Origin of the sequence: Colwellia sp. MB02u-9 (genome assembly GCF_014077085.1) — a bacterium.
Taxonomy (GTDB): Bacteria; Pseudomonadota; Gammaproteobacteria; order Enterobacterales; family Alteromonadaceae; genus Cognaticolwellia.
In genome coordinates, this window is sequence record NZ_JACGVF010000090.1 from 107,591 (window position 1) to 132,008 (window position 24,418).

The window sequence follows — 24,418 nt, forward strand, 5'->3', positions numbered from 1 at the left end:
TTCGTTGATATTTTCTGATGTAGTTATTATTGGTGCCGGCGCCGCAGGTTTAATGGCAGCAGCAACTGCGGGCTATCGAGGCCGCAGTGTTACTGTGGTTGATATGGGTAAAAAACCGGGCAGAAAAATTTTAATTTCTGGTGGTGGTCGCTGTAATTTCACTAATGAAAATGCCAGTCCAGAAAATTACTTATGCCAAAACCCTCATTTTGCAAAATCTGCCCTTAGCCGTTATAGCGCGCAAGACTTTATTGAGCTTGTTGACCGCCATGGCCTTAATTATCATCATAAAACCATAGGGCAGTTATTTTGTGACAACAGTGCTCAAGACATCGTTGATATTTTGATGACCGAATGTGAATGGGCCGGTGTCAATATTGCCATGCGCAGCGAAGTGACCTCAGTCAACAAAAATGCGACCGGATATGAAGTTATTACCGCCGATGAAAGCTACCAATGTGAGTCATTAATTATTGCCTCGGGTGGCTTAACCATGCCGAAATTAGGTGCCAGCCCAATTGGCTATAAAGTTGCCGAACAATTTGGCCTAAAGGTATTACCGACAATCGCCGCATTAGTGCCCTTTACCTTGCACGATCACGACAAACAAAAGTTTGATGGGTTATCAGGTATCAGCATAGCGACTGAAGTTTCCAGTGAAGATGGCACAAAATTCAAAGAAAATATTTTATTCACCCACCGTGGTTTATCTGGCCCCGCTATCTTACAAATTTCGTCATTCTGGCGTGCAGGACAAGCGGTAAGCATTAACTTACTGCCAGCATCACCTGTCGATGAGTTAATCAATGAATGGCGTGAAACCAGTGGGCAAAAATCATTAAAAAATATGCTCTCAACTGTGCTACCCAAGCGCTTTATTGAAGCTTTAGTGAAACAAAAAGATATTCCTGATAAAGCCATCAACCAAATCAGTAATGACGAAGTTACTTACCTAGGCCAATATCTACATCACTGGAAAATAAAGCCCAATGGCACGGAAGGCTACCGCACGGCTGAAGTGACTTTAGGTGGCGTAGACACTGACGAAATATCATCAAAAACCTTCGAAGCGAAGAAAGCCAAAGGCTTATATTTTATTGGTGAAGCAATAGATGTAACCGGTTGGTTAGGCGGCTATAATTTCCAGTTTGCCTGGAGCAGCGGCGTTGCTTGTGGGCAAGCGGTTTAATAGTTGTTTATGATTTGCTAATAGGGTTTTCGCATATTTAGCTTAATATCACTAGTTCAATAGACATTAATTTTTCTATTGAACTCGTTACTTCAGATCGCCTTAGGTCATCTAAAACAATCGTTTTTCAAAGTTGTGCTCGAGCAGTGCAGCTTTAAGCCAGCGTGATTTTTAGTGACCCTAAGTGAAATTAACTTGTTTTTTCCAGCAGCAAGAACGACCCTGGCAGAAAAATCATCGCATTAGTAATCAGCTTGAGATAACTTATAATGCTCTTTAATACTTAATCTTTGCTTGGCAATACTGTCAAAGGCTGTTTGATAAGTTTCTATGACGTTATCTGGTGTATTGATATTAAATGCCAAGTAATTCGCCTTTTTGTTGACCACCCACACCTGTTCATATTCATTAACATCAAACTTAAGTTGTGTCGCTAAATGGGCAAAACCATGAGTAGCCACAACGATCATGTCAACACGGTCTGCTTGCATCATTAGAAAGGCTTGTTTTAATTGAGACGTTGTTGCCATATTCGGCGAGGGAAAACCCACTTGCTGCAGTGATATTTCTGAAATATCACCTTGCACTGTTGCAACGGTATGGTCAAAAACTTGCCCTAAACTGGAAAAGTTAAAGTTTTTTGATTTTTTTGCTATCAAAACATAAGTAGAGGAGAAAAAAGGCCCTACCCATTTAAATAAACCTTCACGCGCTTGAGTTTTAGACACAGTCAATAAAGCGGTATTATTTTTATCCAAGGTAAATCTATAGCCACGTACCCAAGGTACTAAAAATATTTTTTGTTCTGGTATATTTAGATGTTTCCATATCGCCTTTAATGTATCAACTGAAATTCCCTTAAGCTTATCATTTTCTATATAATTAGACGGTGGATAATTTTCAGTGTAAAAAGAGATATTTTCAATAGATGATGGATATTGAAATGCTTTTAGCTGAGGCAGCATGAAAAAAAACAACCCCATTGATTTTAAAATAAATTTTTTCATTAAAAGATGAATATCAAGCTCTTGGTGAATCATGATAACAAAGTTTCGCATATTAATTAAGCTGATCGATACATATATTAAATTCATTTTCCTATGATTAAATAGCCAGATTACTTAGTTTTATTTAACAAACATTATTGTTTTTTAGCACTTTTTTCTTATCTGTTGGGAAGAGTTATTTTTAATCGCGTACTGCTAAGGTAAAACTTTTGTTGTCATCAAGCATACTAACGCTGAGCTATGGTCTCTAACTTAGTCTTTGCTGGCATGCTCCTGCTTGATAAAGAGCGACCATCTTTTGCTACTAGTGAGTAGCATGCAGAAAAATTTAGCCGGTTAGTTTAATGATTTTCCTAGCCATCAATAGGGCATCTCGTATACCTTAGTAGCATTCAAATTTTGACGGAAAATAATCTTGCAGCCAATGATTCAAATCACCGATGTTAATAAGGTTTATGCTAGTGGTTTTCAAGCACTTAATAATATTAACTTATCAATAAAACCTGCTGAAATTTTTGCCTTGTTAGGCCCTAATGGTGCCGGTAAAACCACACTCATTAGTGCTATTTGCGGCATTGTTGATGCAACCTCTGGACAAATCACCGTTGACGGTAAAGATATTGTTAGCGATTACCGACACACCCGTAAACTTATTGGTTTAGTGCCACAAGAGTTGACCACAGATGCCTTTGAAACGGTGTGGACTACTGTGTCATTTAGTCGTGGTTTATTTGGCAAAAAACCCGACCCCGCTTTTATCGAGAAAACACTTAAATCATTGTCACTTTGGAATAAAAAAGATAACCGTCTCATCGAGTTATCTGGCGGTATGAAACGCCGAGTGATGATTGCTAAAGCACTGTCGCATGAACCAGCTATTTTATTTTTAGATGAACCCACGGCAGGCGTTGATGTAGAACTGCGCAAAGACATGTGGCAATTGGTACGACAATTACGTGACGATGGCGTCACTATTATTTTAACCACACATTATATTGAAGAAGCGGAAGAGATAGCAGACCGTATTGGCGTGATTAAAAATGGTCAACTTATTTTGGTTGAAGATAAAATAACGTTAATGAATCAATTAGGTACTAAACAATTAATTCTAGATTTAAAAGAACCCTTAACTGAAATACCCGCCAATATCGCTGATTTTAATTTACAGCTTAAAAATGATGGACTGCAGTTAATTTATAGTTATGACACCACCGAAGAGCACACGGGAATTTCTGTTTTACTTCAGCATTTGTCAGTCGCCGGTATTGCCTTTAAAGATATCAAAACCGACCAAAGCTCACTAGAAGACATATTTGTCTCATTAGTAAGGGAAGCAACATGAATCGTTACGCTGTTGCGGCTATTTATAAATTTGAAATGGCTCGCACTAAACGCACTATTTTTCAAAGTATTATTTCTCCAGTAATTTCTACCTCACTTTATTTCGTGGTTTTTGGCTCGGCGATTGGCTCTCGTATCACTGAAATAGGTGGCGTTAGTTACGGTGCTTTTATTGTACCGGGATTAATAATGCTATCGCTATTAACCCAAAGTATTTCTAACGCGTCATTCGGTATTTATTTTCCAAAATTTACCGGCACTATTTATGAATTACTTTCTGCACCAGTATCTTCTTTTGAAGTGTTACTCGGATATGTTGGTGCGGCAGCGACTAAGTCAACGTTATTAGCCTTGATTATTTTAGCCACCGCGCATTTTTTCGTTCCACTTGAAATAGCCCATCCCTTTTGGATGTTATTCTTTTTAGTAATGACCGCCATTACCTTTAGTTTATTTGGTTTTATTATTGGTATCTGGGCCGACAACTTTGAGAAACTACAAGTGATCCCACTGATTATTATTACCCCACTAGTTTTCTTAGGAGGCACTTTTTATTCTGTCAGTATGTTGCCGCCCTTTTGGCAAACAGTAACGCAGTTTAACCCGGTATTTTATTTAATCAGTGGCTTTCGATGGAGTTTTTATGAAGTGGCTGATGTAAGTTTAATCACAAGTCTTTGTGTGATGGGCGGCTTTTTAGCCTTGTGTTTATTAGCGGTTACTTGGATATTTAAAAGTGGTTATCAGATAAGAAAATAATAAGGTTAAGCTAAAACATTACACAGCATTTTTTACTGTTTAAACATGCTGTGTTTTTCTGAAAACTTATATTTTTTATGCCCGTCAATGTCGCTATTTAAAGCTAATAATTCAACCGCTTAATGGTCAAGTTATTAATGATAATGGCTGATAATTAGGCAAAAATACTGCATGAGCCTGCCAACCAAGTTACTCAAGATAAACTATGGTGAATAAGTGTCTCTATGGCACTTATTTGGCTATCACTCGACTCTCATTCAACTCTCATTCAATCTCGTCCCATAACATGGTTTTTGAAACAACCAACCCCCCCTACTTTCCACAAGTGATAAGTACCCAATGTTTACTCTGATAAAACCGGCTCTGTCGGCTTAGCCAGCAAGGTAAAAGTATAGACATAGCCATAAATAGCGGTAATTACTATACTAGGGGCAACAGTTAACCATAAGTTGGGGGTTTGATTAACGAAGTTAACCCCGATAGCAATACTCGATTGGATCGCTATCGGCAACAGTGGTAGCAACAAGGTGCCGGGTATCGCGTTGTTACTTAGGTATTTGGCCGAGCGGTTTAAGGCGTTTCTGAAGCTTCTAAAGATAGCGATATTTTGTTTGGTTTTAGCATGTACCGTGCAAATAATAGGCACAATAAAGATTAAAGATAGATAACTTTGGCCAAATTTTGATACCAGTTTTTCCAGTATAAAAGTAAATAAAAGCGTAATAGTGGCACTTAATGTACCTTGTACTAACGCCGATCTTAAGACCAATGCTTGATCATCACTAGTAATACTATTAGCCCAATATGACCAGGCGAAATAGAAAAAAAATGAGATAAGGGCAGAAAGAATCAGTCTTACTCTAGATGACATATAAAGTTGCCTTAGCTATGTTTTCGTTGTGTTTAGTTACATGAGTTGTGCATTAATGGGTGAAACGTATTGACGCGATAAAGCCGCACTCGCAATAGATATTTAAGCTCAGCACGCTGTTGCCATTTCCCTGATTTTAATAACACTGCCAGCCACTTATGTTTTGTTGTCATTTTAATGCTTGGTGTTGGTCATAATCGCTCATTACATCATCATTATCTATAAAATTTTGCAGTAACATAGGGTTAATTAACTTACTGCCTATCCTGATACTGTTTAAAATATTGCAATACTTAATTCCGCAATGCAGAATAACATCATAAGATTCAAAAATTCCACGTCTTTCTAAAGACAATAAATACCTTAAGGCTGTAGATGAAATACTATCCCAGAGTGCTGATATTAGCCGTGGCACTGATCCTGTCTGGCGGCTTTCTAGCTAATCAAATACAAACGAATGGCGGTACGGTAAAAGTGAGTCATGTTCGCTTTGCCGGCAACGACGGCATTATTACCCACGCACGGCTTTACGTACCTAATGGCGTTTCAAACGCAAACCCAGCACCTGGCATTGTTGCTACACACGGTTATATCAACTCAAATGAAACCCAAGCAGTTTTTGCCCTCGAGTTTGCGCGACGTGGTTACGTTGTACTAGCGCCGGATCAAACCGGCCATGGTTATTCCGATCCCGCCGCTTTCGCTAATGGCTTTGGCGGTATAGATACACTGGCTTATATCAAGACATTGCCGTTCGTTGATCAAAATAATATTGGCCTTGAAGGTCACTCTATGGGCGGTTGGGCATCACTTGTGGCCGCCGGTGTCTATCCAAATGACTACCAATCATTGGTGATACTGGGTTCATCACCCGGTACTTATGGTGCGCCTGAAGGAACTCCAGATTGGCCGCGTAATATCGCGGTTATTTTTTCCAAGTACGATGAGTTTTCATCGCTGATGTGGGGCGTTGATATACCAACAGATATTACAAAAGCCGATAAACTTAAAACTCTGTTTGATACCCCTGAAGAAGTCATTGCAGGCAAACTTTATGGCAATATTGCAGACGGTAGCGCACGCATTTTTCATCAACCAGCGGTTACTCATCCTGGCGTTCACTTTTCATCGGTAGCAATAGGACATGCTATCGACTGGTTTGATCAAACTTTAGCCGGTGCACATCCCATTCCATCCACCGACCAAATTTGGCTATGGAAAGAAATCGGCACATTACTGGCTTTAATCGGTATGGTCATACTCATCGCGCCTGCCCTAAGCAGGCTAGTTCAAACCTCAACATTCCATTCACTTAAAGCATCAACACCTAAATTGTTCAGTTTAACCGGACGAAGTTGGTGGCTAGGCGCACTGATATTTACCACCTTGCCTGCACTAACACTGTTCCCGTTTAAAGGCATCAGCGAAACGCTAGGATGGCAAGCATCAGCTTTGTTCGCTCAGAACATCAGCACTCAAATTATAGTATGGGCGCTGCTGACTGGGCTTATTTCAATGTCACTGTTTCTACTTTGGCATTTTTTGTTGAACCGTAAAACCGGTGCTAGTTTTGCAAGCTATGGCTTAACTTGGAACGGCCAAGTGCAATTATCCTCTATTGCGCACTCATTTTTATTGGCATTTGCTGTTGTTGGCGTACTTTATACATCACTTGTATTAACCGACTATTTATTTGATGTCGACTATCGTATTTGGGTCTTTGCCATCAAACTGTTAAGCCCGTTGCAAATGGGTATTGCTCTGTTATATCTGCTTCCGTTCAGCCTGTTTTTTATTATTGTGGCTAGTGTGTTACATGGCCAACTGCGGCGCGATAACTGGAGCTTTAGTCAAGAGCTAGCGGTGAACTGGCTGTTATTGAACCTTGGTTACCTGCTGCTATTGATCGCACAATACACGCCGCTGCTAATGGGTAACACACTGTTAATAGCCAGTGAGCCATTGTGGTCGATTATCGCATTGCAGTTTGTGCCATTAATGACCATAGCGTCAGTCGTTTTTACGATCGCCTACCGTGTTACCGGTCGGGTTTATACCGGCGGCTTTATTAACGCCTTGATCATCACTTGGGTGATTGTGGCTAGTCAAGCAACACATTATGCATTCTGATTAATGTTTCACCCGCTAAAATTATTCTGTTATTAATACGCCTGCAGATACTTTTCAGTATTGTTAATGATAATGTGGTTAAGTAAACATTTTTAACATCATTGTCTGCAGACTGATAAAGGAAAAATTATGAGTGATAATAACAAGATAAGAGCATCTGATTTATTTGTGCAAGCACTGGAAGCTGAAGGGGTAGACCATATATTTGCGGTACCAGGAGAAGAAAACTTGGATATGGTCGAATCCTTACGAAAATCATCCATTAAATTAGTCTTAACTCGCCATGAACAGGGCGCTGGGTTTATGGCGGCTACTTATGGTCGCCTAACTGGCAAAGCTGGTGTTTGCATGGCAACACTGGGACCTGGCGCAACAAATTTAGCAACGCCTGCGGCTTATGCTCACTTAGGGGGTATGCCCTTAATTATGATCACGGGACAAAAGCCGATTAAAAAATCAAAGCAAGGCCAGTTCCAAATTATCGACATAGTTGGCTTGTTTGATCCTATTTGTAAAATGTCTAAACAAATTGTCCACGGTGATACTATTCCGTCATTAGTGCGCGAAGCTTTCCGCCTTTGTGAAGAAGAACGCCCAGGCGCGGTGCTTTTAGAGTTACCCGAAGATATTGCCGCTGAAGAATGTACCCCGGGAGTAATGCACCCGCATAAACGGCTTTACGCTAGCCCTAATGATTTGGCCCTAGAAGAAGCAGTAGCCTTAATAAAAAGCGCTAAAATGCCCTTAATACTCATTGGCGCTGGCGCAAATAGGCAAAATGTTCGAGAGGCAATGTGTAGCTTTGTTCACTCAACACGTATTCCGTTCTTTGTTACGCAAATGGGTAAAGGCGTAGTTGATGAACGCTCAAGTCTATTTTTAGGTACTGCAGCGTTATCAGCAGGCGATTATTTACATTGTGCCATTGAACGTGCAGATTTAATTATTAATATTGGCCATGATGTTATTGAAAAGCCGCCATTTTTTATGGAAGAAGGCGCCAAGAAAGTGATTCATGTTAATTATAAATCTGCCCAAGTTGATCAAGTTTATTTTCCACAATTAGAAATTATTGGCGATTTAGCAGCTTCTGTTAATGCCTTAAAAAATAAGTTAGTCGGAGAGGTTGAGTTTGATAGAAGCTATTTTGATAAAATAAAACTCGCCATTGAGCAGCATATTGAAGTGGGAGCAGATGACGAGCGTTTTCCTATTATCCCACAACGCTTTGTAGCTGATATTCGCAAGGTGATGGGCGAAAAAGATATTATCGCTTTAGATAATGGTATGTATAAACTCTGGTTTGCACGTAACTATAAAGCTTATCAACCCAATACCGTATTACTTGATAATGCCCTTGCCACCATGGGAGCAGGTCTGCCGTCAGGCATGATGGCTGCAATGCTAAATCCTGACCGACGCGTGATGGCAATATGTGGTGATGGCGGTTTTATGATGAATTCACAAGAATTAGAAACCGCTATTCGTTTAGGCTTGAACTTAGTGGTCACCGTGTTAAATGACAATGCTTACGGCATGATCCGTTGGAAGCAAACCAGTTCTGGTTTTGCTGATTGGGGTTTAGAGTTTAACAATCCTGACTTTATTAAATACGCAGAAAGTTATGGCGCAACCGGTCATAGAATCACTTCGGCTGACAATATTGTTGCTACTTATGAAAAAGCATTTTCAGCTGGCGGAGTTCACTTGGTCGAACTGCCCGTTGATTACTCTGAAAATCAAAAAGTATTAGTGGATGAATTGGCAGCAAAGGTTTGTTTACTATAGAGCTATTATTTTTTATATGGCTTGTTAACAAGCGACTTTTAACTTATTAAAGAGCATATTATGACCGAATTAGACAAAAGCAAAAGCGCTGAAACGTTCGATATTGTTAACCCTTATGATCAAACTTACCTAGGGTCTTTACCCTTAGTCACCTGGGATGATATTGACAAAGATTTAACCACCGCTCAGCAACTATTTAAAGACCGCCAGCAATGGCTTCCTGCCTTTGAGCGGATCAATATTCTCAAAAAAGCAGCGATATTGATTTCACAAAGAGCAGATGAATTAGCGCTTTTAATCGCCAGTGAAGGCGGAAAGCCGCTAGTTGATGCCCGTGTAGAAGTTACTAGAGCTATTGACGGCGTAGAGCTTTGTGCGAAAGAAATATCAGCATTAACCGGTAAACAAATCCCAATGGATTTAACCCCAGCTGGTGCGGGCAGAATCGCCTTTACGACCAAAGAGCCTATTGGTGTTGTGGTTGCTGTTTCAGCGTTTAATCATCCATTAAATTTAATTGTCCATCAAGTCGCGCCAGCGATAGCTGCCGGTTGTCCTGTGCTAGTTAAACCTGCACGAGATACGCCATTATCTTGTAAAGCATTTGTTGATATCTTACATCAAGCCGGATTACCGGCACAGTGGTGCCGTTTTATTATGTGCGAAACGTCTATCTCTGAAAAAATGATCACCGACCCTCGTGTCGCCTTTTTCAGTTTTATTGGTTCAGCCAAAATAGGCTGGATGTTGCGCTCTAAATTGGCGCCCGGTACACGTTGTGCATTAGAGCATGGCGGAGTTGCCCCAGTTATTATTGAAGAAAGTGCCGATATTGCAGCGATGATCCCAAGTTTACTCAAAGGCGGGTTTTATCATTCAGGACAAGTGTGCGTGTCTGTACAACGTATTTTTGCGCCTAGGGAGCAAGCCAGCGCTATCGCAAAAATGTTGGCTGACGGCGCAGAAAAAATTATTGTCGGTAACGCAATTGATGAAGCGACCGAATGCGGACCTCTTATTCGTCCTAAAGAAGTTGATCGTGTTGAGGCCTGGGTTGATGAAGCGGTATCGGCAGGCGCAACTCTAGTCACCGGCGGTAAACGTCTAGGTGCAAGCACTTATGCGCCCACCGTACTACTTGACCCCCCCGTTGATGCCAAAGTATCTACGATGGAAATTTTTGGCCCTGTGGTTTGTGTCTATGGTTATGACGATATTGACCAAGCCATTGCTCAAGCTAATTCGTTGGAATATGCCTTTCAAGCCTCGGTGTTTACCAAAAACCTTGATATAGCAATGAAAGCGGTACAGGAATTGGACGCTACAGCAGTAATGGTGAATGACCATACGGCTTTTCGCGTTGATTGGATGCCTTTCGCTGGACGTAAACAATCGGGTTATAATACCGGTGGTATCGCTTATACCATGCACGATATGTCTCAGGATAAAATGGCGGTTATTAAGCTCTAACGTTAATAATCTGTGCTATAACTATTCATAAAAAAAGAGTCTCTAATTATTAGCGACTCTTTTTTTTACACTCGGTAACTTAAAAATTATTGCACCGTGATATTGCACCGCGATAATTCGTTCAACATCTGCGCAGCGTTATTATGCCAACAGATAAAGTGTGACTAAACATAACTTGAAAATAAATCTACCTGTGCTGAAGCGTTAATACAATCACGTCATTATTTCACGTAATTATGTCACGTAATCAACTTTCCACTTTGATATAGAAATAGTCACTACATATCTTTTTAGTTATTAATTATCAGGCTACAGCGCTTAAAAATAGGCCTATAGGTCATTCAACCTATGTGAATAAAACTTAGTGTTTGGTATCTTCGCATCAATTAGATTAACCAACAGGTAGCAGCACTAATGTCTTACAGCAAAAAAAAGATTTACTCATTGAATATAATTACCGCGACACTTCTTTTTGGTTGCGGCGGCTCAGGTGGCTCTGAAACGACTATCACTCCAGCGCCGATCGCTCCACCGAGCCAACCAGCACCGATTTCAAGTTCACCTAGCCTAGTCTCCTCTACCGGCGTTATTACTGGTTTTGGCAGTGTTTATGTTGATGGCGTACGCTATCTTACTGACAATGCTGACATCAATATCAATGGCAATAGTGGTGCTGATGTCTCGTTATTGAAGGTAGGTATGCAGGTGACTATTGCTTCAAGCGACGATGATAGTGAGACCCCCGAAGCCTCAAGAGTGACCTATGAGTCTGAAGTAGAAGGCATGGTGAGCTCGATAGATAGAGATAACCAAACCATTATTGTCGCCGGCACGTTAATCTCCTATAACAACCTGACTCACTTTATTGATATTACTGAAGCTAACTTGTCTGTGGCTCAGCGAATAGAAGTTAATGGCTATTTAAGACAGGATAATTCTTATCTAGCCACTATGATCAAACTTGACGCTGATACCAGTAATGACCAGGCTGAATATACCCGAGGATTAATTGAACAGCTCAATACTACGAATAGAACCTTTCGCTTAAATCAATTGATTATTGACTACAATACCGCCTCAATTGAAGGGGAACTGAGTAATGGGGCTTTAGTCAAAGTTGAAGGTGTTGTAAGCAACGAAACGGTTATCGCATCTCACATTGAAACCGAGATGTTTGACGACAATAGCGACTCTTCAGCAGAAGAGTTCTCTCGTTATGAAGTGGAAGGCATAGTATCGGCGTTCAATGCCACGAACAACACCATCACTGTCAATGGCTATAACTTTACGCTTGCTGATACAGTTCAATACCAAGGTGGCACAGCAGATGCCTTAATAGCGGGTGTATTTGTTGAACTCGAATTATCGACTAGCAAAGCAGTCGTACGTATTGAATTTGAAGCAGACAAATATCGTTCTGATGGCAAAATTAAAGGCAATATTGAGCAAATTGATCGAGATAATCAATTAATTACCCTGTATGGCCAAGCTTATAAGTTAAGTATTAATACCCGCTTTGAAGATGATGACGATCAATATGTTAATTTACAAAGTCTACAAGTTAATGATGCGGTTGAAATAGTGTTTGCTCTGATTGATGGCGTTAAAGTCATACAGCGAATTGAGCGAGAAAACAGCAGCGAATTTAACGATGAGTGGGAAATTGAAGGGGTTGTCAGTGCATTCGACACTTCATCAATCACGATTAATGGCGTCAGAATTATGTTAAATAGTAGCAGCCTGTATCTTAATCAAGATATTGTCGTTGCAATGGATGATTTCATCAATGCGCTCGTACTAGGTATCTCTGTCGAAGTAGAAGGTTACTACGATAGTAATAATCAATTAGTGATTAACAAACTTGAACTAGAGTCACCTTCACAAGGCGATGACCCATCAGACGATTCATCAGACGACCAAAACGATTCATCCAACGATGATACTGGCCAAGGTTACGTAGAAATCGAAGGTCGGGTATCGCAATTACTCTCCGCAACTAGCTTTACACTTAATGGCTATGAAATACGTTTAGATAATAGCGCTCGCTTAGAACTCAATGATCAAAACGTTAATTTAGTTGACTTTATGAATGCAATATCCGTTAATACCACGGTAGAGATTGAGGGTGTATGGGTTGAAAACACCTACATTAGCGTATTAGAAGCTGAAATTGAGTCGAATGGAAACGATGATTAAATTCAAAGGAGTGTAGCAACAAAGCGAGGTTTATCCTCGCTTTTTTTATGGGATTAAAATGCATAAAGATAAAATAATATCACTGGCCCTTTCACTTATCATTGGCTTTAAACTGGTAGATATTTATGTCGATTTTAAAAGTGAAGTTAGCTACATTCATTTAGCACAAGAGCTCACTCTGGTGATTATTTCGTTATCACTTTTTATCTTTCTCATGAAAGATATTTTTACCCGCAGCAAGCAAACTAACTATTTACTGCGACAATTAGACTCCAGCCAACACCAGCAAAAAATACTCAATGAACAATTAGAAAGAAGTAAGCACAGTTTTTTTGATGCTATTAACGCGCAATTCGCTATTTGGGAACTCACGGCGGCAGAACATGATATTGCGCTTTTTCTCTTAAAAGGCTTAACGATTGCTGAAATTGCGTCGCTAATGCAAAAATCAGAAAAAACAGTGCGTAACCAGGCTTCGTCGGTTTATAAAAAATCCCAAGTCAGCGGCCGGCATGAACTGGCCGCAATTTTCTTTGAATTTTGGGAAGTTGATCCCAAGCATTAATCTTAATGCCCTGAGTAATAACTAGTGCTAATACTTAGTGTTAATGTCGATGACTAATACTAGTGCCGATAACCTTCAAATAAAGAATACTATTTAGGGCAGCAACATAAGCTATTTATTAGACCATTACACTGATTAAGTGATCTACTTTTTCATGATGAATAATGGGTAAATACGAGGTAGTTAATCAGTAATACTCACAACCAATAGCGGGTATTAAGCTTCAAACAGCAGGCTGAGCTTTGAGTAACTTTTCTCCGTTTTAACAATATTGATAATAAAAAGCCCCGTGCAATATCTCTTGGACGAGGCTCTTAGGTTACCGACTTTTCATTAATAATGATTAACGATAAAACGCTTCAACAGTGCCTTTTACCTTCATCAAAAGTGGCTGTCCACGACGATCTAATGCTTTGTGTGTGGCGACTTTTACCCAACCTTCACTAATGCAATATTCTTCGACATCTGAACGGTCTTTGCCGTTGAGCGTAATACCAATGTCATGCTCAAAAATTTCTGCCACATGATGTGGGCTACGGGGATTGATCGAAAGACGATCGGGTAAATCGGGTAGCGATTTAGTGTCATTCATGTTGGTGACCTGTAGTAAATAAAAAGTGCGCTATTGTAGGCAATATAAGCATTGCCCTCAATAGTGCTTGGTGTATTTAAAAGCTATTTTAACTGTATTGCTTGATATTAGATGCTGGGTTAGACATTTACCTTTCGCAAGCAAGGACTATCTAAGACAGCAATATAAAATTTTCATTAGAATCTTAATATGGCAACAACTAACAATCGCTCAAATTATATTCTTAAGACGCATTTATCAAGCAAAATTATCATCCATAGTTTTTAAACATTAGCCTCTCGTTGCCTAGCGCTTAAAAAATCAAACGCTGGTATGACAGGCATACTAGTGGTATAAACGGGCCAGAGCATGAAAATCTGCAGTAATCGCAAAATTTTTGCCTTAAATTTACTGTGCCAACCACTTAAGGCAGTCGCTTGTTATCCGGTGCTATATCACCGTTAAGCTAAGCACTGAAATATGATGAACTTAACCATAGAATTTAATAAACCAGAAATAAAAAGTGCCTTTGACTGGCAATTAGCACAAGAAATTAATGTTAGAAATGATGAAAACCAAGTTATTGCCAAAGCAGAAATTGAAATAATCACTTTAAATAAGCACCGTGGTGCTGACGAAAGCTATGAATTATTAAGCCAGCACGATGCTACCGACTGGGAAGTCCCCTTAAATTTATTTTTTAAAAAACAAAATGTTGCGGCAGATTTAGTCGAAAAGTTACAGGCAAAAATTGATACTAAAGCCAAAGATCATATCTTAATTGAAGCTATTAGTGTCTTACCCGCATATCGCCAGCAGGGTGTTGCGAAATTTTTACTAAAAGAAATTGCCCAACACTACAGCAAAGTACAGTCAATTTCGGCACTGTGTATGCCAATGAGTTTATTTGTTGATGCACAAGACTGCGAAACACCTGAAAATACCGCCTATTATCAGGCCATGAACTTAACCGCAGACGAGTTAAGCACTGAAGCATTAAGCGCGTTCTTTCAGCAGTCAGGTTTTAGTTATTTAGCTATAGATGACAGCGCGTTAGAAGCACCCTTACCTTTTAAAGTCTTTATCGCTAGCCCACAAACCCTCTTGTAATACTAGCGATTAACATACTCGTGAACATGCCTAGTTCACGAGTATCACCTGCAGCGTTTGAAAATTTCTATCTGCCTTTTGTATCTGTCTATCCCTGTGCCTTTTAATGCTCATTAATGGTCTTTTTGCTCGATAAAAAAATAGCTAGGGACATTATTCAACAGTCATTGTTAAGGCATAATATTAGGTAAAGGCCAATGCTTGTCGCATCAACTTAACAGCTTAATCCTAACTTATCTTATCACCTGCACCCTTCACCAAAGGTATAACTATGTTGAGCAATAAAAATGGGCTTTATTTAACCGCGGCTTTTTTCCACGTACTGGGCTTTTTGGCTTTTGACTTACGTTTAAAAGCCACTTTAGGTAATTGGGCAAATGACTGTTGCTCTGACTGCTTAACCATCTGCGCTATAGTTGATGTTAAAGGAGTGATTAAATCTTCATAACGGCTTTTTTTCTCACTAATGTTAGTCAGTGTGGCTTCCCAGTGGGCAGTCATATCAGGCATGGTCGCCGCAACAGGCAAGGCATTGATCAGTGACGTGCCAATCACAGTGGCATTGATATTCTTGCCTTGGCGCTGTAAATAATCACGTTTAAATAATAAGTCGATAATACCAGCACGCGTTGCTTCGGTACCCAAACCATCATTTTCTCGTAAAAGTTTTTTTATCTCATTATCACTGACAAACCTAGCAATGCCGGTCATGGCACTCAATAAACTCGCATCAGTAAACTGCTTAGGTGCTTGTGTCATACGGCTGATGAGTTCGCCATGACGACAGAGTATTTGCTCGCCTTTCACTAATTTTGGCAATAGTTGATTATTAAGCTTTTCGTCATTGTCTTGCGCTGCATTGTCAGGCTTATTTTTTGCACGCTGAAATAGCACCTTCCAACCTTGGGCGATCGGGGTTTTAGCATTCGCTAAGAATTTGCCCCCGGCAATTAGCAGCTCAACCCGACACTGGTTATATTGGTATGGCGGATAAAACTGTGCTAAATATTGCCGAACAATCAGAAAATAAACTTGCTTTTCAAATGGGTTCAACGACAACTTGTTTGCTGATTTTTCGGTCGGAATAATGGCATGGTGAGCTGTTACTTTGGCATTATTCCAGGTTTTGCTTTTTAACGTACTATTAGCACCTTGCGCAAACTTACCATAGTCTTCATCCGCGCTGGCTAACATGGCAATAATGCCTTTAGCCTGAGCATGATGTTCAGTCGGTAAATAGCGACAATCAGAACGAGGGTAAGTCACCAGTTTATGCTTTTCATACAATGCCTGACAAACATCTAATACCAACTTGGCATTCAATGAATATATTTTTGCCGCGTCAATCTGCAGGGCAGATAAACTATAAGGCAATGCAGCTACTTGCTTTTTTTGCTGCTCAATCACTGAGCTCACTTCAGCGGTTTTATGGTCAATACGACGGACAACGTTTTCGGCTAAAGCACGATTAAGCACGCGGCCGTCTTCATCCATATGCGGTTGGCAGGCCTCGCTGGGTTGCCACTTTGCAATGAATTGCGCTTGGTTACTGGTTTGTAAGTGTGCATGCACATCATAAAAGTCTTTCGCGACAAAATGGTCAATCTCTTGTTGGCGTCGCACAACTAAACCTAAAATTGGCGTTTGTACCCTGCCGACAGATAACACGCTATTAAAACCGGCTTTTTGCCCTTGTAAGGTATAAGCTCGCGTTAAGTTAATACCGTATAGCCAATCGGCTCTTGAGCGCGCTAAAGCAGAAATTGATAAGGGCATAAATAATTGGTTACTTTGTAAGTTAGCCAGCGATCTTTGCACTGCGGGTAAATTTAAGTCACTAATTAACAAACGCTTAGTATTTTGCTTCTTCTTTGCTGATACCTTGAAAAAATCAATAACCTCATCAACTAACAGTTGGCCTTCTCTGTCAGGGTCACCGGCATGAATAATTTCATCTGCTTGCTTAACCAGTTTTCGTAACACAGTAAGCTGTGACCGGGTTTGTGCTTTAGGTTTTAGTTGCCATTGCTGCGGCACAATCGGTAAATGGGCCATTTGCCACTTTTTAAATGCGGGGTCGTAATCTTCAGGATTTGCTTGTTCAAGAATATGGCCAATACACCAACTTACTACGTCACCATTGGCCAGTGCGATATAGCCTTGATGATTCTTTTGAGGTTTTGGCAATGCGGCGGCAATTGCCCGACCTAAGCTTGGTTTTTCGGCGATATATAATTTCAAAATGAAGGCTTATCTGTAGAGCAAAGGCTGCTGATGTTTTAGATAGCCTAGCATTTAAAACTGTTTATTTATACAGCTAAGCAAAAGTTGCTGATTAATAACTTTCTGTAGCACCCCTAACCAGCAGTCCCTGCTATTGCCAGTGCTTAGCCAGGTAATTTTACCTAAGACACAACAATTAGTGACAACAGCGCCTAAAGTTTACCGCTAAATATTTTACTGTTAGTGAAGTTATGCTATTTTTAAGCTTAATCATCTTAATCTAGAGCAATAGTGCTAATGTCTGCCATTGATACCAACCAATGCCCTTTATGCCAACAAAATAATTTATGTGCGGTCAATGGTAATGAACCTTGTTGGTGCGTAAGTCGTGATGTTAAACGCGACTTATTGACACAAGTGCCTGCAGCCTTATCTGGAAAATCATGTATCTGTAAAAGCTGCATCGATAAATTCAACTTTAACAAGGTGATCAACAAGTCTTAAAAACATACCTAGGTATTTTTAAATTATTTAACTTAAATGCTCACCTAATTACTTGCTTACATAAATGAATAAAAAGGAATTTTCGTGTCACATAAGCAAACAAAACAAGACACTATATTGAGCACCATAACAACACTATGAGGTGATGAGCTAACTTGGCGCTAGGAAGACAAACAATCCGCTTTACTCGCTGAATTTTCATGGGAAAAAAGAGCGCATATTAACTATTTTACGGCAGTTATTCAGTGAAGAATGGCATAAAAAGAATATTAAAAAAGCCCCTCAAGCGCTTAAAGATGAATTGGGTAAATTAATAAACCCCAATAACCCCCAATAAAAACCAATTGATTTTTACTCAGCCAGCCTTTCAAGAGACACCCGCCCTTACTGTTATTTGGTGGCCTTGGAGTCATGGCTCAACCTATTCTATCGGCATTAACATATTAAACAGTCATTATGACGATGCCGCGCTAAAGCAGGGAAAAGTGAGCTTAATAAGCAAGACTTTTCAAGGTATAACATCAGCATAATAACCTAAGTCGGTTGTGAGCATGAATATATTAGCTACAATTATTCTAGTTTAAGTTAATTTTACAGGATGTTTATATGCTCACGTTAACGCTACATTATGCCACTAACAGAAATCACTTAGGTCAACGTTGGACTCCCGACAGTTATGGACAAGATTTTAGTGCTGACCGACCTAATAACTTACGTTTTGGTCGAGTCACGGTTGAAGTTGGTGCTAATAAAGTAACCGACTACCTGAATGATAAGGTCCATAACCGCTCAGGTGATGGTGAAAGTCTATCAGGCTATATTGAAAAAAAATTACGGAAAAAAAGTCTTATCGCTGCTTTTGTAGAACCAAAAAACCTCACCACACCTCTGGCTTCCACTGTGGCTTTTAATGAGATCAAGAAACAAATGGATCTGAAACGTGATCTGGTGGTTTTTATTCATGGTTTTAATGTTGACTGGTTTGAAGCGGTCGCCTCTGCCATGGCATTAGAATTAATGTTAAACCGCATATCGCAAGATAATGATAAATTAAAGGATACCAGCGTGTTTCTTTTTACTTGGCCTTCAAACGGCGCTATGGTGAAAAATAAAGCTTATTTATCTGATCGTAACGATGCTAGAGACTCAAGCTTAGCAGTAGCGCGAGGCTTTCTTAAATTACGTGACTTTCTGATGACGCTCAGACCTAAACATAATGATCCGACGATAAATGAATGTGGTCAACAACTACACTTACTGTGCCACTCAATGGGTAATTTTGTTTTACAAAACGCCCTAGTTTCATTAGATAAGCTCAATAACCAAAAACGCCGTCCACAATTATTTCAGCATATCTTTATGTGTGCACCTGATGTTGATGATGATATTTTTGAAGATAAAAAGCATATGGTTAATTTGCATCAATTAGCCAAGCATGTAACGGTTTATTACAATAATGGTGATTTAGCTATGTATATTTCTGATTACACCAAAGGCAATACCGATAGGTTAGGCCATAATGGCACAGCACGACCCTTGCAATTGCACCATAAAATCAGTCAAGTCAACTGCTCTGATATTGTTCGTGGTGTCACAGAACATAGTTATTATCTATGGGCCACGGTTAATGAAGACATTAGACAAAGTATTGATGATCTTGCTTACGATGACAGTGCACGTAAAAGAAAATGCAAATCAGCACAAGTTTGGCGCTTAACTTAGTCTATTTTTACTTTACCTCAAATTAATTTACCTAAGTTCAGTTTAGAGCAAGCAGAAGCTAAACTTCTGCTTGATCTAACCCGCTACTAGCAAGGCTATTAAGATTATAATGTCATCATAAGTAGGATGAACTAATTTATTGCTTTAGCGTTTACGTGACTTATGCGGCTTATTCAACTTAGCTTTACTGTTATCGCCAAAGGCCTTTTGTCGACCATGCTTTTTTTGCTGTCCTAAAGTATTTTTACGGGCTGGTGGGTCAGTTTTAGTTAAATCTGGCTCATAGCCTGGTAGCCATTGTTGCATTAAGCGAGTGTCTAACACTTTTTCTACCGCTTCTAGCAACCAAGTTTCTGATGGGCTCATTAAAGAAATAGCTAAGCCTTCGTTACCTGCTCGTCCGGTGCGACCAATACGATGAATGTAATCTTCAGCAATATAGGGGAGTTCATAATTGATCACATAACGTAAGTCGCTAATATCAATACCACGCGCGGCAACGTCGGTCGCGACTAAGGCGCGAGTTTTACCTGCTTTAAATTCTGCTAAGGCTTTATCACGCGCACCTTGGGATTTGTCACCATGAATAGATTGGGTTTTAATGCCATCTTTCGACATTTCTTTTGCTAGTTCATCCGCGCCCAGTTTTGTGCGAGTAAAAATAAGCACTTGTTGCCAGTTTTTAGAACCAATTAAAAATGAAGTAAGCTCACGTTTTCGGTCACTATCAACGGTATAAACAATTTGCTCTACTTTTGTTGCTGCGGTATTACGTTCACTGACTTCAATAAGTTGTGGATCATTAAGTAAGGTTTTACTGAGTTTGAAAATGGCATCATCAAAAGTCGCTGAAAACAATAAAGTCTGACGCTTAGGCGGTAGACGATTTAAAATACGGTCAATTTCATCCTTAAAGCCCATATCTAACATACGGTCAGCTTCGTCAAAAACAATAGTTTCAAGGTGAATTAACAAAACACTGCCATTAACAATATGGTCTAACAACCGACCAGGGGTGGCAATTAATATATCAGCACCTTGCTCAATGGCTTCAATTTGCGGTTTAATACTGACACCACCATAAGCCACCGCAATATTCAGCTCAGTATTTTCAGCATAACTAACAAAGCTTTTATACACTTGCTGCGCAAGTTCACGCGTTGGTGTTAATACCAAGGCTCTAATTGGCCTTTGTGCTGGAATATTCTCGCTTAAACGTTGCAGAATAGGTAAAGCAAAGGCGGCAGTTTTACCTGTACCAGTTTGAGCTCCAGCCATAATGTCTTTATTGGCTAAAATAGCTGGAATGGCTTGCTGTTGAATCGGCGTTGGCTGATCATAGCCTAAGGCTTTAACGGCATCGGTAAGTGACTTATCTAATGCTAGGGACGAAAAACTCATGATGATCTATCGCTTATTAATCGAATGTTGTTTTTGTTTAAGTTCATGCTCAAGTTCATCAGGGTAATATACTAAGCCTTGCTCGTCTTGGCTTGGAAACACCACAATAGCGAGTTCGTCATCGGCTAAACCCGTGCTCCAACGACTAAACCATTTGTTTAAAGAAATTGCTTCAGGTTGACAAGCTTGCCAGCCATCGGTAGCCCAAGCTTGGGCAAACTCTTTATTCGGCCAAACCGGTACACAGTCCTCTTCTTCCGTGTTTAGCATTACACAGCCATGTTCATCAGTTAAGATCCATAACTCGTTTTGGCTGACCGCTTCATTGATAAAGTAAACGGCGCGCTGCGCGTCATCCATCTGTAATATTTGTTTGATTTTTTCTGGCTCTAACACATGAACTCCTGATGAAAACTATTTTTAAATGGCGGCGCTATTCTACAAAAATTTGCATTTCTTCGCCGATGTTTTTCCGCATTTCCATTAACTTTATTGCGCTGTCATGCTCTTTTTTATCTGCCGTTGTTTTAGGTATCCATTCAGGAACACGCTCAGATTGACCATTCTGATCAACAGCCACCATAATCACAATACAATGCGTAGTGAGTCGACGATTTAATGACTTAGGATCACAGGCATTTACTTTCAACGCTATATGCATGGAAGACTTACCGGTATAAATCACTTTCGCCTCAACTTCTACTAAGCTACCGACATGAATTGGCGCCACAAAACGAATACCACCCGCATAAGCGGTAACACAATAACGACCACTCCAACCTGCTGCACAGGCATAAGCAGCCAAATCAATCCATTTCATTACTGCACCACCGTGAACTTTTCCACCAAAGTTAACGTCTTGAGGTTCAGCTAAAAATCTTAAGGTTATATCGCGTTGCGGTTGCTTCATGGTGCTTCCTATTTATCAGTAAAATTAAGGTTAACAGTGGTTACAATATTTGCGTTTTAAAGGTACATTACACCCGTTAAGTCATAGTTAAAATTTAAAGGATAACCATGAAAATTTGGGTTGATGCCGACTCGTGTCCGGTAGTTATTAAAGAGATTCTATTTCGAGCCGCAGAGCGTACTCAAACACTTACAACATTATTGGCTAATCATTATCTAAAAGTACCGCCGTCTAAGGTGATCAGCTTCGTACAAGTGAGTGCTGGCTTTGATGTTGCTGACGATGAAATTGTTAAGCGAGCCGAGCCAAATGACTTAGTGATAACAGCAGATATTCCTTTAGCGGCTGAAGTCGTCGAAAAAGGCTGCTTAGCACTCAACCCTAGAGGCGAGCTTTACACAGAGGCCAATATTCGTCAACGTCTTAATATGCGTGACTTTATGGATACGCTGCGCTCTAGTGGTATTGAAACAGGTGGAGCGCCACCTATTAGCCAAAGTGATCGACAAGCTTTTGCTAACAATCTTGATAAGTTACTAGCGCAGCAATAAGTTAAGCAAATATAGCGCAAGGGCAAAAAATTATTTTGCCCTTGCTATTATCATTATTTACTTGGATTAGGATTAATGCGGCGACGTCCGCCACCATTACCGTCGCTATTCCCATAAGGGTTACTAGCAGAGCTATTGCCGATATGGCGTCTGTTTTTTCCAGTCGGTTTATGACCACGAGCATTTTCGCCCGAGCGTTGACCATCTTTATGTTCAACACTTTCTGATTTAAATTTTCTTGGCTTTTGAGCTTTTAAAGCGCGTAAATTACGTGACTCTGGTAAGGCATGTACGGGTTCAAAACCGGCAACAACTTCTCTTGGCAAATGCGTTTGTATGACATGTTCTACATCATTAAGTAAATCTATTTCATCAGCACAGACTAAAGATACTGCATGACCGGTAGAACCTGCTCGGCCGGTACGTCCAATACGATGCACATAGTCTTCTGGTACATTAGGCAATTCAAAGTTAACCACTTGTGGCAACTGTTCTATATCGATACCACGGGCAGCAATATCAGTAGCAACGAGTACGCTAATATTACCCTCTTTAAATTGTGCTAAAGCTTTAGTTCTCGCACCTTGACTTTTGTTGCCATGAATAGCAGCAGCTCTGATACCTGCGGCATCTAACTGTTTAGTTAATTTATTTGCGCCATGTTTAGTTTTCATAAACACGATAACTTGTTGCCAGTCATTTTCTAGAATTAAATGGGTCAGTAAAGCGGCTTTTCTGTTTTTATCAACTGAATAAATTAATTGCTCAACAGATTCAGCAGTCGTATTTTTGGGGCTAATGGAAATTTCAACGGGATCATTAACTATGCCTTTAGCTAGTTCACGAATATCAGGAGAAAATGTTGCTGAGAATAGTAGTGTTTGACGTGTTTTTGGCAGCAAAGATAAAATTTTCTTAATATCACGTAAGAAACCCATATCTAGCATTCTATCTGCTTCATCAAGTACCAAAATCTCTAATTGATTAAATCGCACCGCTTTTTGATTATACAAATCGAGTAGACGCCCAGGAGTAGCGACTAGAATATCAACGCCTTGACGCAAGCGCAGCATTTGTGGGTTAATTTTAACACCACCAAAGACTACAGTAGATTTCAATGGTAAGTATTTACCATACATTTCTACGTTTTCAGCAATTTGGGCCGCAAGCTCACGAGTTGGAGTAATAATAAGCGTTCTAGCCTGGTTTGGGCGGACGTTATCGCCCTTAGATAACAGCTCAAGAATAGGTAAAGTAAAACCGGCTGTTTTACCTGTACCCGTTTGCGCAGCAGCCATAACGTCTTTACCATCAAGCACGGCAGGAATAGCCTGAGCTTGAATAGGTGATGGCGTATCGTAACCTTTTTCCGCAATGGCTTTTTGAATGGGTGCAGATAAACCTAAATCGGTAAAACTCATAGAATATTCTCTTCTCGCTGTTGGTTTGATCCAATGTCAAACGGCGATGCAGAATACAGTATAGACGGCTTTAGTGCAATGAAAGTGCTTATTCTTCTATCATAAACAGCAACTAAATTAATACTAATGGAGAAGGGTAAGGTAAAGTTAAGCTGTTCTTTAATGTCTTAAGTATTCACTTATTCCTTTCTCATTCATTCTTTTATACCTGTAATAATAAAAAATATCTCACAGGGAGAGAAGCAAGAGGACTACAGGAGGTAAACACTAAAACAAATAGTACTTTTATATGCCTTGATTGCTTACTTATTTACTTCTCATCCTTCCTTTCTGTAAAAATTCACATAGAAAAAGAAGAACTATCGGCGGTAAGGCTCTAAAAAAGATGATTAATGGATAGATAGAAACGAAAAAACCCGTAACGTTAGTTACGGGTTTTAGAATGGTGGTGGAGGGAGGTGGATTCGAACCACCGAAGGCTGAGCCGTCAGATTTACAGTCTGATCCCTTTGGCCACTCGGGAACCCCTCCACAGGGCCGAAAACCCAGCCATAAGCTGGGTATTCTAAATAGAAGCCTAGCAATGTCCTACTCTCACATGGGAACTCCCACACTACCATCGGCGCTAACACGTTTCACTTCTGAGTTCGGAATGGGATCAGGTGGGGCCATGTCGCTATTGTCGCTAG

20 protein-coding genes, 1 tRNA gene and 1 rRNA gene are annotated in these 24,418 nt (G+C 40.1%); 12 read left to right on the forward strand and 10 right to left on the reverse strand.

What is annotated here, in order from left to right; all coding sequences use genetic code 11:
- Positions 1–4: 4 nt before the first annotated feature.
- Positions 5–1,189 (forward strand): NAD(P)/FAD-dependent oxidoreductase, encoded by a 1,185-nt coding sequence (locus H4J65_RS06995; protein ID WP_182197007.1) that lies wholly within the window; start codon positions 5–7, stop codon positions 1,187–1,189.
- Between the two features lie 242 nt (positions 1,190–1,431).
- On the opposite strand, the gene H4J65_RS07000 is transcribed toward H4J65_RS06995, so the two are convergent.
- Positions 1,432–2,283 carry an ABC transporter substrate-binding protein gene (locus tag H4J65_RS07000; protein WP_182197009.1) on the reverse strand — a complete coding sequence of 284 codons (852 nt, stop codon included), beginning with the start codon at positions 2,281–2,283 and terminating at the stop codon, positions 1,432–1,434.
- A 337-nt stretch (positions 2,284–2,620) separates the two neighbouring features.
- Between H4J65_RS07000 and H4J65_RS07005 the strand changes: the two genes are divergently transcribed.
- Together H4J65_RS07005 and H4J65_RS07010 are read left to right on the forward strand one after the other, a co-directional pair.
- On the forward strand, positions 2,621–3,538 hold the full coding sequence (locus H4J65_RS07005) for an ABC transporter ATP-binding protein (RefSeq protein WP_259367554.1): 918 nt from the start codon (positions 2,621–2,623) through the stop codon (positions 3,536–3,538).
- On the forward strand, positions 3,535–4,296 hold the full coding sequence (locus tag H4J65_RS07010; protein ID WP_182135870.1) for an ABC transporter permease: 762 nt from the start codon (positions 3,535–3,537) through the stop codon (positions 4,294–4,296). Before H4J65_RS07005 ends, H4J65_RS07010 begins: the two co-directional genes overlap by 4 nt.
- A 343-nt stretch (positions 4,297–4,639) precedes the next feature.
- Here H4J65_RS07010 and H4J65_RS07015 read toward each other — a convergent pair whose 3' ends face one another.
- On the reverse strand, positions 4,640–5,167 hold the full coding sequence (locus H4J65_RS07015) for a hypothetical protein (protein WP_182197013.1): 528 nt from the start codon (positions 5,165–5,167) through the stop codon (positions 4,640–4,642).
- Between the two features lie 375 nt (positions 5,168–5,542).
- Here H4J65_RS07015 and H4J65_RS07020 point away from each other — a divergent pair, with 375 nt between their 5' ends.
- From H4J65_RS07020 to H4J65_RS07040, 5 genes are all read left to right on the forward strand, one after another.
- Complete coding sequence (locus tag H4J65_RS07020; protein ID WP_182197016.1) at positions 5,543–7,297, forward strand: S9 family peptidase; 1,755 nt, start codon at positions 5,543–5,545, stop codon at positions 7,295–7,297.
- Positions 7,298–7,444: 147 nt separating this feature from the next.
- A complete protein-coding gene (locus tag H4J65_RS07025; RefSeq protein WP_404851941.1) occupies positions 7,445–9,085 on the forward strand; it encodes an acetolactate synthase large subunit in 1,641 nt (546 codons plus the stop codon).
- A 60-nt stretch (positions 9,086–9,145) separates the two neighbouring features.
- The gene (locus tag H4J65_RS07030) at positions 9,146–10,555 is read left to right on the forward strand and encodes an aldehyde dehydrogenase family protein (RefSeq protein WP_182197020.1); all 1,410 of its coding nucleotides are present in this window, start codon (positions 9,146–9,148) and stop codon (positions 10,553–10,555) included.
- Between the two features lie 444 nt (positions 10,556–10,999).
- Positions 11,000–12,751: a DUF5666 domain-containing protein gene (locus H4J65_RS07035; protein WP_182197022.1), complete on the forward strand. Its 1,752-nt coding sequence runs from the start codon at positions 11,000–11,002 to the stop codon at positions 12,749–12,751.
- Between the two features lie 58 nt (positions 12,752–12,809).
- Positions 12,810–13,316, forward strand: coding sequence for a helix-turn-helix transcriptional regulator (locus H4J65_RS07040; protein ID WP_182184183.1), 507 nt, complete (start codon positions 12,810–12,812; stop codon positions 13,314–13,316).
- Positions 13,317–13,659: 343 nt separating this feature from the next.
- Here the strand turns inward: H4J65_RS07040 and H4J65_RS07045 are convergent, their stop codons facing one another.
- Positions 13,660–13,908 (reverse strand): DUF3297 family protein, encoded by a 249-nt coding sequence (locus H4J65_RS07045; RefSeq protein ID WP_182197024.1) that lies wholly within the window; start codon positions 13,906–13,908, stop codon positions 13,660–13,662.
- Between the two features lie 459 nt (positions 13,909–14,367).
- Here H4J65_RS07045 and H4J65_RS07050 point away from each other — a divergent pair, with 459 nt between their 5' ends.
- Entirely contained in the window at positions 14,368–14,997 is a 630-nt protein-coding gene (locus H4J65_RS07050) for a GNAT family N-acetyltransferase (RefSeq protein ID WP_182197026.1), read from the forward strand.
- Positions 14,998–15,291: 294 nt separating this feature from the next.
- Here H4J65_RS07050 and H4J65_RS07055 read toward each other — a convergent pair whose 3' ends face one another.
- A complete protein-coding gene (locus tag H4J65_RS07055; RefSeq protein WP_182197029.1) occupies positions 15,292–17,238 on the reverse strand; it encodes a DNA topoisomerase III in 1,947 nt (648 codons plus the stop codon).
- Between the two features lie 279 nt (positions 17,239–17,517).
- Here H4J65_RS07055 and H4J65_RS07060 point away from each other — a divergent pair, with 279 nt between their 5' ends.
- Together H4J65_RS07060 and H4J65_RS07065 are read left to right on the forward strand one after the other, a co-directional pair.
- Positions 17,518–17,724, forward strand: coding sequence for a cysteine-rich CWC family protein (locus tag H4J65_RS07060; RefSeq protein ID WP_182197031.1), 207 nt, complete (start codon positions 17,518–17,520; stop codon positions 17,722–17,724).
- 606 nt (positions 17,725–18,330) lie between these two features.
- On the forward strand, positions 18,331–19,446 hold the full coding sequence (locus H4J65_RS07065; protein ID WP_182197034.1) for an alpha/beta hydrolase: 1,116 nt from the start codon (positions 18,331–18,333) through the stop codon (positions 19,444–19,446).
- A 144-nt stretch (positions 19,447–19,590) separates the two neighbouring features.
- Here H4J65_RS07065 and H4J65_RS07070 read toward each other — a convergent pair whose 3' ends face one another.
- The 3 genes from H4J65_RS07070 to H4J65_RS07080 form a co-directional block, all read right to left on the reverse strand.
- Entirely contained in the window at positions 19,591–20,847 is a 1,257-nt protein-coding gene (locus tag H4J65_RS07070) for a DEAD/DEAH box helicase (RefSeq protein ID WP_182135887.1), read from the reverse strand.
- A gap of 6 nt (positions 20,848–20,853) precedes the next feature.
- The gene (locus H4J65_RS07075; protein WP_182135906.1) at positions 20,854–21,207 is read right to left on the reverse strand and encodes a DUF2750 domain-containing protein; all 354 of its coding nucleotides are present in this window, start codon (positions 21,205–21,207) and stop codon (positions 20,854–20,856) included.
- Positions 21,208–21,280: 73 nt separating this feature from the next.
- On the reverse strand, positions 21,281–21,757 hold the full coding sequence (locus tag H4J65_RS07080; RefSeq protein ID WP_182135888.1) for an acyl-CoA thioesterase: 477 nt from the start codon (positions 21,755–21,757) through the stop codon (positions 21,281–21,283).
- A 107-nt stretch (positions 21,758–21,864) separates the two neighbouring features.
- Between H4J65_RS07080 and H4J65_RS07085 the strand changes: the two genes are divergently transcribed.
- Positions 21,865–22,308 carry a YaiI/YqxD family protein gene (locus tag H4J65_RS07085; RefSeq protein WP_182135889.1) on the forward strand — a complete coding sequence of 148 codons (444 nt, stop codon included), beginning with the start codon at positions 21,865–21,867 and terminating at the stop codon, positions 22,306–22,308.
- Between the two features lie 53 nt (positions 22,309–22,361).
- Here the strand turns inward: H4J65_RS07085 and H4J65_RS07090 are convergent, their stop codons facing one another.
- The 3 genes from H4J65_RS07090 to rrf all read right to left on the reverse strand — a co-directional run bounded on the left by H4J65_RS07090 (position 22,362) and on the right by rrf (position 24,418).
- Positions 22,362–23,729, reverse strand: a complete 1,368-nt coding sequence (locus H4J65_RS07090) for a DEAD/DEAH box helicase (RefSeq protein WP_182135890.1) — start codon at positions 23,727–23,729, stop codon at positions 22,362–22,364.
- 446 nt (positions 23,730–24,175) lie between these two features.
- Positions 24,176–24,260: transfer RNA gene (locus tag H4J65_RS07095), tRNA-Tyr, on the reverse strand.
- Positions 24,261–24,304: 44 nt separating this feature from the next.
- Positions 24,305–24,418 (reverse strand): 5S ribosomal RNA (gene rrf / locus H4J65_RS07100).